Origin of the sequence: Streptomyces sp. NPDC006283, from assembly GCF_040613325.1 — a bacterium.
Lineage (GTDB): Bacteria > Actinomycetota > Actinomycetes > Streptomycetales > Streptomycetaceae > Streptomyces.
Genome location: NZ_JBEXRZ010000001.1, coordinates 121,131 through 134,024 on the forward strand (window position 1 = coordinate 121,131; position 12,894 = coordinate 134,024).

The following is a 12,894-nucleotide window of genomic DNA, read 5'->3' on the forward strand; positions in this document are numbered from 1 at the left end:
CACCCGCACCGGCCGCAGTGTCCCCACCGGCCGTCGCCGCCCCCGCACCGCCGCCGTCGTGCTGGCGATCGGACTCTGCGTGAGCGCCGCCGGCTGCTCGATGCCCGAGGTCTCCGGCATCGAGCAGCTTCCCCTGCCCGGCGGGGCGGACCTCGGCAGCCACCCCTACGAGATCACCGCCGAGTTCGCCGATGTGCTCAGCCTCGCCCCGCAGTCGTCGGTGAAGGTGAACGACGTCGCTGTCGGCCGCGTCACCGAGATCACGCTCGACCCCGACGACTGGTCGGCGAAGGTCACCATGCGCGTCAACGGCGACGTGAAACTGCCCGCCAACGCCTACGCCCACCTCGAGCAGTCCAGTCTCCTCGGCGAGAAGTACATCCAGCTCACCCCGCCCGCGAAGGGACGGACGGCGCAGGGCGTCCTCGCCGACGGTGCGGCCATCCCGATGAGCCGCACCAACCGCAACCCCGAGGTCGAAGAGGTCTTCGGCGCGCTGTCGCTCCTCCTCAACGGGGGAGGCGTCAACCAGATCAAGACCATCGCCACCGAACTCAACAAGGCCCTCGGCGGACGGGAGCCGAAGATCCGCTCCCTGCTGAAGCAGGTCGACACGCTCGTCACCAGCCTCGACGACAACAAGGAGGACATCACCGCCGCCCTCGACGGCGTCAACCGTCTCGCCGCCACCCTCGCCACCCGCAAGCAGCAGGTCGGCACCGTCCTCACCGGACTCAGCCCGGGCCTGAAGGTGCTCGAGCAGCAGCGCGGCTCCCTGCTGACCATGCTGCGCGCCCTGGGCACCCTCTCCGAGGTGGCCGTGGACACCATCGACAAGTCCAAGACCGACACCATCGCCAGTCTGAAAGCGCTCGCACCGACCCTCAGGGCGCTCGCCGATTCGGGCCAGGACCTGCCGGACTCGCTCCAGGTACTGCTCACCTATCCGTTCACCGACGAGGTGCTGCGCGGCGTGAAGGGCGACTACCTCAACGTCTACCTGGACATGACGGCCGTACCCGGCACGACGATCATCCCCGAGTACGTACCCGACGACGCGCCCGCCGCCGCCTCCGGCAGCAGAGGCGGCACGGCGCCCCTCCCGCTGCCGGCCCTCACCCCCACCACGGGCCCGGGCGGAGGGACCAGCTGATGCTCACGCTCGCCACACGCCTCAAGAACATCGCGTTCCTCGTCATCGCCGTCCTGGTCCTCGGATTCGTCGGCGTGCGCTACGCCGACCTCGGCCACTTGGTCGGCATGCGCGACTACTACACCGTGCGTGTCCAACTCCCGCAAACGGGGGGTCTGTTCCCCCACTCCAACGTCACCTACCGCGGAGTGTCGGTCGGCCGGGTCGGACCCATCCGGCTGACCGACGAGGGAGTCGAGGCCGAGCTGCGCATCAAGGACGACGCCCCTTTGATCCCGGCCGACCTCGAGGCCGTCGTGGCGAACCTCTCCGCCGTGGGCGAGCAGTACATCGACCTGCGGCCGGCGAGCAATGACGCCCCGTACCTCAGCGACGGCGCGGTCATCGCCCAGGCGTCCACGCGGGTGCCCGCCCCCGTCACGGACGTCCTCACCGGCGTCGACGATCTCGCCTCCTCCGTCGACACGGAGTCCCTGCGGACGGTCGTCGACGAGTTCGGCGCGGCGCTGGGCGGCCGTGGTGAGGACCTCCAAGTGCTGCTGGACCACGGCAACGAATTTGTCCTCGCCGCCGATCGTGCCCTGCCCGTCAACACCCGTCTGATGATCGACGGGGAGACCGTACTGCGCACCCAGATCGAACACGGCCAGGCGCTCAAGGACTTCGCCGGCGGAGCGAAGGAACTGGCCGCCCAACTGAAGGGTTCCGACACCGACCTGCGCACCCTCCTCGCCGCCGCACCCGACGCGGCCGGGCAGATCAGCGGGCTGCTCCGCGACCTCGACCCGGCCTTCGGCGTTGTCGTGGCCAACCTCCTCACCACCGCGGAGGTCGCCGTCACCCGGCAGAACGGCATCGAGGAGCTGCTGGTGAAGCTGCCCGCCGTCGCCGCCGCCGGGTCCACTGCCGTCACGGACAAGGGAGCGAGATTCGGAATGTCCGTCACCTTCTTCGAACCGCTGCCCTGCACCGACGGATACGGCTCCACCGTCTACCGCAACGGCCTCGACATCGCACCCGCCCCCGCGGCCGGCACCACCGTCCGCTGCACCTCGCCGCCGAGCAGCGGCAAGAACGTGCGGGGCAGCGCGAACGCGCCGTCGGGCGGCCCTGTGCCCGACCCGGTACGGCCCGGCACGCTCCCCGGCGCTTCCGGCACCGGCACGGGATCCGGTGACGGCTCGGCGTCCACGCTCCCCGGAGCGCTCGGGCTGCCGGCCGTGACCGGCTCCGCTCCGCCCGGCATGCGCGGACTGCTGGGACTGGAGGTCTCACCATGACCGGGACCCGGATGATCGCCCTGTGGACGGCCGTCGTGCTGGCAGTGCTGTTCTGCGGGTTCGGCGGCTGGAGCTTCGCGCAGGCCGAGGCCGACGAGTCGTTGGCGTACGCCGGCTCCCGCGACACGGCACTCGCCGACGGCAAGCGGCACATCGCGAGCCTCACCAGCTTCGACGCGCAGCAGCCGGAGGCCGGCCTGCGGCGCTGGCTGGACGCCTCCACCGGCCCGCTGCGCGCGGACCTGAAGCGCCAGAGCACCACGACAGGACCGACGGCGCGGTCGGAGATCACCGACGCGGCGCTGACAGCGCTGGACGACCGGGCCGGCACGGCCGAACTGATCGCCACCGTCGAGGTCGAGACGGGACGCCCCGGCGGCGATGCGCCGCAGACCGAACGGAAGCGCCTCGAGGCCGCGCTTGCCCGCACCTCCGACGGCTGGAAGGTCCAGTCCCTGGCGGCCGTACCGGTCGGAGGAGTGTGACATGCGCGTCGAGGAAGGACAGCGGCCGGACGCCGGCACCGAGCCCGAGCCCCGTACCACCGGCACCGAGGCCGAACCCGCGGCGGCCGACCGCCGCCCACGCACCGGCCCTCGATGGCGGATGCCGGCGCTCGGGGCCGTGCTGCTCGCTCTGGTGCTCGGCGGAGCTCTGATGCTGCTGCGGGCAGAGCAGCTGACCGGGGTCCCCGCTGCCGGCAACCGGGCCCTCACCGACACCGAGGGCACCGCACGGGTCACCGGCGACGTCAGCGGGGCGCTGACGAAGATCTTCTCGTACACCCCGGACGACACCGACGCCACCCGCGCCGCGGCGCGGGAACTGCTCGCCGGGAAGGCGGCCCGCCAGTACGCGGACCTCTTCGGCCAGGTCGAGAAGCGCGCGGCGGAACAGAAACTGACGCTCACCACCCATGTCGTGCGCGCCGGTGTCATCCGGCTGACCGGCAGCAGCGCACAGCTGCTGGTCTTCCTCGACCAGGTCTCCGAACGGCAGGGCAAAGCACCCGCCACCGCCCCCGCACAGCTGTCCGTCACGGCGGAACTGGCCGACGGACGCTGGCGGATCGTCGACATCGCATCCCGCTGACCTGTGCAGCCGACAGGGGGAGGAAGAGGGGCACATGGCACGCACGACGAGGAACCCGCTGCTCGCGGCGGGTCTCGCACTGACCGTGGCGGCGGCCGGCTTCGCGGGATGGGGAGGGTGGTCCTGGTACGCGGCGGAGCACGACGACTCCGCGGCCTTCGCGCAGACGCGTGACGAGGCGCTGGCGGACGGCCGGCAGGCGGTGCAGAACATGAACACGCTCGATCACCGCGACCTCAAGAGGGGCCTCGACACCTGGGAGGACTCGACCACCGGTGATCTGCGAACCCAGCTTCGCGACGGCCGAAAGGAGTTCGAGCGCCAGATCCAGGAGGCGAAGACGGTCACCAGCGCGAAGGTCCTCTCTGCGGCCGTCACGGAACTCGACGACCGGGCCGGAAAGGCGAGCGTCATGGTCGCCCTGCGGATCACGGTGACCGCGCCGAAGGGCGAACCGGCCCGGAAGGAGAGCCGGATGCTCGGCGAACTGACCCGTACGCCGGAGGGCTGGAAGCTCAGCGCCCTCGGCCAGGCGCCCGTCGGCAACACCGCGGCAGAGTAACCAGCGAGAGGACGTCCGGACATGTCGACGACCCGTCACCTCATCAACCGGCAGCGGCGGCTGGCGACCACCGCGTCCCGCACGAGCGCGCCCGCCACCGGCGACGGGGCGGCCAAGGAGCGCCTTTCGACCCCAGGGCCGGCCCGCTCCGGCAGGCATCCCAACGGCCGGCGGGCTGCGGCCCGTGCCCCGGGCAAGGACGCCGCACGAGGGTCCGTGACCGGTGAAGCCGCCACCTCCCGGCGGGCCCGGCTCAAGCCCGTTCTGGCGGTACTCGCCGTGCTGACAGTCCTGCTCGGCGGCTTCGCCGCCTTCGCCGCGGATCGCGCCGCGGACCTGCGCGACCAGCCCTCCGCACGCAACACCGCACTCACCGACATCGCCCGCACGAGCGAGGTCAAGGGGCAGATCACCGAGGCCGTCGAGTCGGTCTTCTCCTACAACTTCGCCGATGCGGCAGCCCTCGACCAGTCGGTGCAGGAACATCTGACCGGCAATGCCGTCCAGCAGCACGACGAGATGCTCGCCGCCGTGCGGAAGGAGGGCCCGAAGCAGAAGCTCGTGCTCACGACCACGGTCACCGGCACAGGGGTGGAACTGATCGACGGTGATCGTGCGCGCGTCCTGGTGTACGCCGACCAGAGCAACACGCGTACCGCCACCAAGGAAGAGACGACGTACGCCGCCGCCATGCTCGCCGTCGACGCCGTGCACCGGGACGGCACCTGGCGCATCACCGGCATCGACACCTTCGGGAACGGCTCATGAGACGGGTCCGGAAACGGATGCGGAAACGGATGCGGCGCCCGGATCGGGAAGAGCGACCCAGGGACGGAGCAGCGGGCGAAGACGAGCCGTTGTAGCGTCGCCACCAGGTCACGGACGCAGCGATGAGTTCTTGCGGCCCCGGCAGTCCCACCACCGTTGTCCGACAACACGGGAGGAACACGTGGCTCAGCTGTTGAGAGTCCAGAATTTCAATGTCTCGAGTGACGGAATCGGTGCCGGTGAGAACCAGACCTTCGAGAGTCCGTTCGGCCACGTCGATCCCGAGCGGCTGTTCGCCTGGGCAGGCGCCACGGCGAGCTGGCCGATGCGCACCGATCCCGGCGGGAGCCGGGGCCTCGACGACTACTTCACGCGGGACTATGCACGCAACATCGGTGCGGAGATCATGGGCCGCAACAAGTTCGGGCCCCAGCGCGGACCCTGGCACGACCACGAGTGGCGCGGCTGGTGGGGAAACGAGCCTCCCTTCCGCACCCCGGTGTTCGTCCTGACCCACCACGAGCGTCCTTCCTTCACGCTCGGCGACACCACCTTCCACTTCGTCGGCGGCGATCCGGCCGCAGTCCTCGAAAAGGCGCGGGAGGCAGCACAGGGCAAGGACATCAGACTCGGCGGCGGGGTCAGCACCATCCGGGAGTTCCTCGACGCCGACCTGGTCGACACCCTGCACGTGGCGGTATCGCCGGTGAAACTCGGGTCCGGACTACGCCTGTGGGAGTCGCCCGACGAGCTGCTCGACCGATTCCACCTGGAGGTCGTACCCAGCCCCAGCGGTGTCACGCACCACCTTCTCTGGCGAAAGTGACCTGCCCTCAGGGCCGGCGCACGCCTGGGCCTCTTTGGCGCTGAAGCCGTACTCGAACTGCGCGCCGCACGCGCCGACAGCACCTCCTTGGGATCTGCGCCCAACTCCCGCTCGTTCTCGGGTGGTCGGGCCGCCGCTCGGCCGTCCGAGCGCAAGGGTCTTCGACGCCGAGCTCCGTCGTGCTGCAGCGCCGCCGCCGGTGCGGCGGCGCTGCACTGCCTACGTCAGATGATGACGATGCAGATCACGACGGCGACGAAGGCCGCGAAGAAGATCGCGATCTGCCTGCCGGTCAGCTCCTCCATCGGCTGTCCCGCCTGCTTCAGCGCCCTCTGCCGGCGCAGCCACCCGGCGAAGGCGAGCCTGAGGATCGCCAGGGGCAGGGTGCCCAGGATGAACAGCTGCAGCGCTTGGCGCGCCCCGTCGCCGGATCCGCGCAGGGCCGTGTAGATCCCTGTGGCGAGCAGGACGGTCGCTGCCGCGATCAGCTTGCCTCTGGTCTTCGAGGCCAGGGAGCCGACTGCCGCCGCAAGGGCGACGCCCGAGACGATCGCGGCGATCCACCAGTGGGTGAGCGTGAAGTGTTCGGTGAGCATGGGCGTTCCTACCAGTCGAATATGTCGCCGAGGGTGTCCGCCACGTCGCCGGCGGCGCCTGCCACGGCACCCGCGACCTCGGAGATCTTGCCGCCCACCTCGTCGAGGTAGCCGAAGTTCTCCAGGATCTTGCCCTTTCCGAAGAAGATGCCGCCGAGCAGGACCCCGCCGAGGTCCTCCATGAACTTGGGGCTGCCCCAGCCCCAGCCCGCCCAGGCCATCGCCCAGGCCGCGCCGCCAAGGCCCCAGGAGACCAGGCCGACGGTGCCGGCGACGGCGAGGAGCGGCGGGCACCAGAACGAGGCGACGGCGAGTCCGGCGGAGGCGACACCGGTGACCGTGGACCAGTTGCCGAAGGTGGCGTTCCAGTCCCTGGCACTGGTGATGTCGTGGGGCCACATGCCCCAGTACTCGGTGTTGCCGTCCTCCTGCTCGTCGTAGGCCGGGTTCTTGCCCTCGGTCTCGTAGGCCACCGCCTCCATGGCGATCGTCTGCGCCTTCGCCTCGGCCTCGGCCTTGCGCTTCTCGGCGACGGCCTTCTTGGCGGCGCTGGCGGCGGCCGCGGCCTCGGCGTGGCTCTTGCCCGCCGCGATGGCGTCGGCCCGCGCCTTGGTGGCCGCGACCTGCGCCTCGTAGGCGGAGTTCACGGCGGCCTTCGCCGACGAAAGGGCCTGCTGCATCGAGTAGTTGGCCGTGACAGCGGCGACCCGGGCCACCTTCGCGGCGTTCTTCGCGGTGGCGGCGGACTGTGCAGCCTTGGTGGCGGAGGCGTCGGCGGCATCGGCGTTCTGCTTCGCCTCGTCCGCGGCGGCCTCTGCGTCCAGCTTGTAGCCGTTGGCCCTGGTCGCCCAGTCGCTCGCGTCTTCGGCCGCCTCGCGGGCCTCGGCCGCGGCCTTCTGCGCGTACGCGGCATCCTCAAGGGCCTTGAACGCCACCTTCGACGCCTGGGCTATGGCGGCGCGGACCGCTGCCACATGGGTGGCGTGGTCGTGGTCGAGGCGGGCCGCGTAGTGCTGGCCGCTGGTCACGAAGCCGCGTCGCATCTTGGCCGAGCCCTCGAGGGCGATCTGCGCGGCCGCCTTCATGTACGGGCCGCCGGTGTTGAGCAGGCGCAGGATCTCTACGTTGTCGTCCTCCTTGACCGCCTCGGCGAGCTCGAGGGCCAGGAAGCGGTGCATCGCCGTCGCGGTGCCGGCCGCGAGCGCCGCGTCCGCCTTGCTCCTGACGGCGCTGCCCGGGTTCTCGTCGAGAAGCCTGAAAATCCTGACCCGGTACTCCTCGACCCCCGCCGCGACGGCGCCACTGGACAGGAACGTGGTCGGCGCGTCCGCGTCGGTGCTCTTGAGTGCCTCGTGGGCGGCGGTGGCGACGTCCGCCGTGGACATCGAGGCGACGCCGAGGACCGTCTCGCGGTCGTCGGTGCGCTGGGCGAGGACGCGGTCGGCGTCGACCCAGTTGAGGACGTCCTCGTCGGTGCCCGCGAGGGCGAACTCGGCGGCCTCGCGCGTCCACGTACCCGTCGCGGTGAGGAGCTTGGAGGCGGCGCTGCGGCCGTCCGTGACGGCCTTCGCCGTGTCACCGGCCCGCAGAGCCGACTCGGCGGAGGCGATGAGGTCCTTGATCACCGTCGCGGTCCGGTCGACCTCGGTGCGCTCACGGTCGGCGCGTACGGCCTCGTCGGTCTCCTCCTTGGCCTTGATACGAGCCATGACCGTGCCGAGTTCGACCTCCTCGGCCAGCCGCGCGGTCTCCGCGTCACGGGCCGCCTCCTCCACCTCCGCGGCCTCCTTGACCGCGTCGTTCGCCTTGGTGGCGGCGGCGGTGGCGGCGTTGGCGTACTCGGTGGAGCGCGTGGCGTACTCGATGGCCTCACCGGCATGCGCATATGCGTCCGCGGCGGCGGCCGCGGCCGCCTCCGCGTGGTCGGCGGCGCTGTAGGCGGCGTCGCGGGCGACGGCGGCGGCATCGGCGGCGCGGTTGGCCAGGGTCTGGGCGGTGTTCGCGGCCTTGGTGGCACGGGCGGCCGCGGCGTCGGCTTCGGCGGCGGCAGCCTTGGCGGCAGCGGCCTGCGACTGGGCGGCGCCGGCCGAAGCGGCGGCGTCGGCGGAGGCGTTCGCGGCGGCGGCGGCGTTCGTTGCGGCGGAGGCCGCGGCGTTGCCCGCGGCGGCGGCGCTGCGGGAGGCGATCGAGGCCTTGTCGGCGGCGGCGGCCGCGGCGCGCGCCTTTGCGGCGGCAGCCGACGCGCCCTGCGCGGCCAGGTTGGCGGCCTCGGCCTTGTTGCGGTCCTTTGACGCGGCGATCGCGGCGCTGTAAGCACGCGCCGCGGCGTTGCCGGCCGAAGCGGCGGCGGCAGCGGCGGCCTGGGCGGCCGAGGCCGCACGGGCCGAGGCGTTCTGGGCGGTACGGGATGCGGCGATCGCACGGTTGGCGGCGGAGGCCGCACCCTGTGCGGCGGACGCGGCGGCGTTCGCGGCCTTCGCCGACTTGGCCACGTCGTTCTGGGCGGCGCGGGCCTCGTCCGCCGCCTTCAGTGCGGCGGCCTTGGCCTTCTCGGCGGCGTCCTTGGCCTTCTCGGACGCGGCGACGGCCCGCTCCGTCTGCAGACCCGCGAGCTTGCCCTCGCGCTGCACGATCGCGACCAACTGGTCGATGGTCGCGGCCTCTTCGTCACGGGCGCGGGCGATGTACTGGCCCGACGTCAGGAAGCGGCGGATCGCGTCGGGCGAGCCGTCGTTCAGGGCGCGCTCGGCGTAGATCTTCAGCTGCGGCGTCGCCTTGCCCAGGATGCTGAAGACGGCCACGCGGTCGTCCTCGTCCTGCGCGGTGATCCGGCCGCGGGTCAGGAAGGTTCTGAGCGAGTCCTTGGTGTCCGCGGTCAGCGCCTTGTTCGCCTCGCGCTTCACGGCGGAGCCGCTGTTGTTGAGGACGGTGAAGACCGCTTGGCGCAGGTCCTCGTGGTAGTCCGTCTCATAGCCGCCGGCCATGTAGGCGGCGATCGCGGCGTCGCCGCCGCCGAGCGCTGTGTTGGCCGATGCGCGCACGGCCCGGCCCGCGTACTGCAAGGAGGAGATGACGGCGAAACGGTTGTCCTCCGCCTTGAAAACCGGCAGTTCCTGCGTGAGGAAGGCGGTCAGGGCTGCCGGGGTGCCGGTGAGCGCGCGCAGTGCACCCTCGCGGACCGCCTTGCCGCCGGTCTTGTACGCCCAGACCGCCTTGCCGCGATCGGTGTCGGGCAGACCCGTGTCCTCGGCCGGGGTCTCGGCCGCGCGGGCGGCGGCGGGATTCAGGACGAGGCTCGACGTGGCAGCGACGGCCGTGCCGGCGGCCAGCGTGGCGAGCACGCGCCGCCGGCTCCAGAAGATGGTGTCCAAGACGGTCCTTCGAATCGGATTCGGGTCCCCCGAACGGAAATGCGCCACGTGACCCTAGCCCTGGCAAGCAGGCGCTGACCACCTGCGGAATGAGCTTTATCACTTGCTGATGCATCAGATGTGGATTCTTAATCCAAGTCCCTACAACCATTTCCTCGTATGACGTACATCACAGTCGACGCAGGCCAGTTACCCCACTTGCGCCTGATTTCGGAATTGGACGTGACGTGAAGTCACAACTTCTATTGGGGAATTGCACCGGCGGGGGCGGTGTCCTTTTGCTACCGACAAATGGGACAGTGATGAAGTCACGTAGCGCAGTGATGCGCATTCTGGGCACCGCGGCCGCCGCGGGTGCCCTGGCATGGGCCGCGGTGACGGGAGGTCAGCCGGAAACCTCCGTGCAGGGCGCGTCCGCCGAGGCCGTCGCCGACGCGGCGCCCGACTACGCGGTGGAGAACTACGCCTACCCGAACGCCGACAAGATCCTGGCGGAGAAGAACATCGTCCTGAAGCGCGGCGACGGGCGCATCGTCCTGGCCGACTGCGCGAGCGAGACCGGCCTCATGGAGGTCTGGGCCCGCAGCCAGGACAGGATCTGCTTCAAGGTCACCGGCAACAGCGGCTGGCTGACCCTGGAGATCCCCTCCGTCTACGGCATCAAGGGCAGCGTCGACCAGACGGCCGAGGTCGACATGACCGTCGGCACCGAGGAGAAGTCCTTCGACGTCGACAAGAACTCCTACACCGCGGTCGGCGAGAGCGCGGACGAGCAGGGCCGCGAGCACATGCTCGTGGAGATCAGGACCGCCAAGTAGCGGCCGCCGAGCACCTGTTCATGCGTAGACCTCTCAGCAAGGAACCGAAGGACATTACGGTCATGCATCACACCAGACGCCTCCGCCTCGCCGCGCTCGGCGCGGCCTTGACCGCGGGCCCGCTCGCTCTGTGGACCGCGCCCGCATCAGCGGTCACCGGCGGCGCCCCCTCAAGCGACACCACCTACGCCTACACCGCGCAGCTCACCGTCGGACCGCACGACCGCGGCTGCTCCGCCGCCCTGGTCGACAGGGAGTGGCTGCTCACGGCGGCCAGTTGCTTCGCCGAGGACCCGGCCGTGAGCCTCGCCGTGCCCGCCGGTGCCCCGAAGGTCAAGACCACCGCGATCATCGGCCGCGCCGACCTGACCGGCACTCAGGGCGCCGAACGCCGGGTCGTCCAGCTCGTCCCGCGCACGGACCGCGACGTGGTGCTGGCCCGCCTGAACCGCCCCGTCACCAACGTCGCCCCGATCTCGCTCGCCACCTCGGCGCCCGCCGCGGGCGAGGAGCTGAAGTTCGCCGGGTACGGCCGCACCAAGACCGAGTGGGCCCCGCTCACGCTGCACACCGGCACCTACACGGTGAACTCCGCCGCCACCACCGGCGCCGTCGTCACGGGCAAGGACGGCGCGGCCGCCTGCTCCGGCGACGCCGGCGGCCCGGTGATCCGAGGCACCGCCCTCGTGGGCCTCAGCAGCCAGTCGTACCAGGGCGGTTGCTACGGCACCGACGCCGCCCAGACCAGCACTGGCGGCGTCATCGCCCGCGTCGACGACCTGGCTTCGTGGGTGAACTCCACCACCGGCGCCACCCGCGTCACAGACTTCAACGGCGACGGCATCGCGGACGTCGCCATCAGCGACCCCAAGGCCACCGTGGGCACCACCACGGGCGCCGGTGTCGTGCGCATCGTGTACGGCGGCGGCAAGGGCACCGCCGAGATCAACCAGGACCTCGACTGGGTGGCCGGCGGAGCCGAGACGGACGACGGGTTCGGCGAGAGCCTCGACACCGTCGACTACAACGAGGACGGCTACACCGACCTCGTCGTCGGCACCCCCGCCGAGGACGTCGGCACCGCCGCAGACGCAGGCTTCGCCGACGTGCTCTACGGCGCGGCCGGCGGCCTCGGCACGGGCACCCATAAGGCCACCCACCTCGAGCAGGGCGCCGGCGCGGGCGGCATCGCCGCGTCCGCCTCCGAGGCGGGCGACCGCATGGGCCACGCCGTGGCCGCGGGCCAGACCGCCGCGGGCGAGCCGTACCTGGTGATCGGCGTCCCCGGCGAGGCGCTCGGCACCGTCACGAAGGCAGGCAGCGCCTTCTACCTGCGCGGCACCACCAACATCGCGGTCCACCAGGACAAGACCGACGTCCCCGGCACCGCGGAGGCCAATGACGGCTACGGCACGTCGATCGCGGCCGACGCGCACCACATCGCCATCGGTGCGCCCAACGAGAAGATCGGTACCGTCGCCGGCACCGGCGGCGTGGCGCTGTTCTCCCACACGCTGCACGCCGACGGCCACCCCAAGCCGCTGGCCGGTCTGGACCAGGACCTGGCCACCGTCTCCGGCACCTCCGAGGCGGGCGACGCGTTCGGCGCCTCTCTCGCCTTGGTCGAGTACCGCCCGTCGGGTGCCGCGTCCGCCACGGACTCGTTCCTGGTCGTCGGTTCGCCCGGCGAGGGGCTTGCCGTGGAGACCGGCGGCGCCGAGCGGACCCAGGCGGGCCGCGTCGTGACCTTCAAGGTGACGGGCGCGGGCGCGTTCACCGAGGAGGACGCCCTCTGGCAGGGCACCAGCGACGACACCGTGTCGGGCACCGCCGAGGTCGACGACCGGTTCGGCGAGAAGGTGACGGCGATCAACACCGCCCCGCGTGCGGTGAGTTCCGCCGCCAACCTGCGGGTCGCGGTCGGCGTGCCCGGTGAGGCCGTCGGTACGGCCACCAAGGCAGGCGCGGTCGAGACGTTCCCGCTGCTCGGCACGGCCGGTGACTCCGAGGTCTGGATCGAGGCGGGCAGTGCCGCGGGCCTGCCCGGCACCCCCGCCGCCAACCAGTACGTGGGCCGGAGCATCCACTTCACCGGCACCCACCTGTACATCGGCATGCCGTACGGCCCGTCCCTGGGCGCCGTGCACGCGCTGCCCTGGGCCAACGTGAGCGGCGGAACGAAGACGGCCGTGACCACCTATCAGCCCGGATCCGGCGGCCTGCCGTCGGTCGGCGCGCGCTTCGGCTACGCGGTCCGCTAGCCGACACGCGGGCGTGTGACCGCCCCTTGCCTCCGGGGCCGTCGGTCGACGACGCGACGGCACCAGAGCGGCGGCGGCCGTCACGGCAGTTGCGGGGGGGGGGGGCCCCCCCGCCCCGGTGCGCGGGGGGGCGCGGCCCCCGCTCCCCCCCCCAAACACGTTGGCCC

General features: G+C 71.5%; 11 protein-coding genes. 9 read left to right on the plus strand and 2 right to left on the minus strand.

Going from position 1 to position 12,894, the window contains the following annotated elements; all coding sequences use genetic code 11:
* Positions 1 to 100 precede the first annotated feature (100 nt).
* From ABZ070_RS00570 to ABZ070_RS00600, 7 genes are all read left to right on the plus strand, one after another.
* Entirely contained in the window at positions 101 to 1,153 is a 1,053-nt protein-coding gene (locus ABZ070_RS00570; protein ID WP_356628354.1) for an MCE family protein, read from the plus strand.
* Positions 1,153 to 2,433, plus strand: coding sequence for an MlaD family protein (locus ABZ070_RS00575; RefSeq protein WP_356628317.1), 1,281 nt, complete (start codon positions 1,153 to 1,155; stop codon positions 2,431 to 2,433). The genes ABZ070_RS00570 and ABZ070_RS00575 overlap by 1 nt, the downstream gene beginning before the upstream one ends.
* Positions 2,430 to 2,918, plus strand: a complete 489-nt coding sequence (locus ABZ070_RS00580; RefSeq protein WP_356628318.1) for a hypothetical protein — start codon at positions 2,430 to 2,432, stop codon at positions 2,916 to 2,918. Before ABZ070_RS00575 ends, ABZ070_RS00580 begins: the two co-directional genes overlap by 4 nt.
* Position 2,919: 1 nt before the next feature.
* Positions 2,920 to 3,525, plus strand: a complete 606-nt coding sequence (locus tag ABZ070_RS00585) for a hypothetical protein (RefSeq protein ID WP_356628320.1) — start codon at positions 2,920 to 2,922, stop codon at positions 3,523 to 3,525.
* A gap of 34 nt (positions 3,526 to 3,559) precedes the next feature.
* Positions 3,560 to 4,087: a hypothetical protein gene (locus tag ABZ070_RS00590; RefSeq protein ID WP_356628322.1), complete on the plus strand. Its 528-nt coding sequence runs from the start codon at positions 3,560 to 3,562 to the stop codon at positions 4,085 to 4,087.
* A 21-nt stretch (positions 4,088 to 4,108) separates the two neighbouring features.
* Positions 4,109 to 4,855, plus strand: coding sequence for a hypothetical protein (locus ABZ070_RS00595; protein WP_356628324.1), 747 nt, complete (start codon positions 4,109 to 4,111; stop codon positions 4,853 to 4,855).
* 181 nt (positions 4,856 to 5,036) lie between these two features.
* Entirely contained in the window at positions 5,037 to 5,681 is a 645-nt protein-coding gene (locus ABZ070_RS00600) for a dihydrofolate reductase family protein (protein WP_356628326.1), read from the plus strand.
* A 224-nt stretch (positions 5,682 to 5,905) separates the two neighbouring features.
* On the opposite strand, the gene ABZ070_RS00605 is transcribed toward ABZ070_RS00600, so the two are convergent.
* Together ABZ070_RS00605 and ABZ070_RS00610 are read right to left on the minus strand one after the other, a co-directional pair.
* The gene (locus ABZ070_RS00605) at positions 5,906 to 6,277 is read right to left on the minus strand and encodes a hypothetical protein (protein WP_356628328.1); all 372 of its coding nucleotides are present in this window, start codon (positions 6,275 to 6,277) and stop codon (positions 5,906 to 5,908) included.
* A gap of 8 nt (positions 6,278 to 6,285) precedes the next feature.
* Positions 6,286 to 9,648: an ALF repeat-containing protein gene (locus ABZ070_RS00610; protein ID WP_356628330.1), complete on the minus strand. Its 3,363-nt coding sequence runs from the start codon at positions 9,646 to 9,648 to the stop codon at positions 6,286 to 6,288.
* A 302-nt stretch (positions 9,649 to 9,950) separates the two neighbouring features.
* Here ABZ070_RS00610 and ABZ070_RS00615 point away from each other — a divergent pair, with 302 nt between their 5' ends.
* Positions 9,951 to 10,466 (plus strand): hypothetical protein, encoded by a 516-nt coding sequence (locus tag ABZ070_RS00615; RefSeq protein ID WP_356628332.1) that lies wholly within the window; start codon positions 9,951 to 9,953, stop codon positions 10,464 to 10,466.
* A 62-nt stretch (positions 10,467 to 10,528) separates the two neighbouring features.
* Entirely contained in the window at positions 10,529 to 12,727 is a 2,199-nt protein-coding gene (locus tag ABZ070_RS00620) for a trypsin-like serine protease (RefSeq protein WP_356628334.1), read from the plus strand.
* Positions 12,728 to 12,894: the final 167 nt, after the last annotated feature.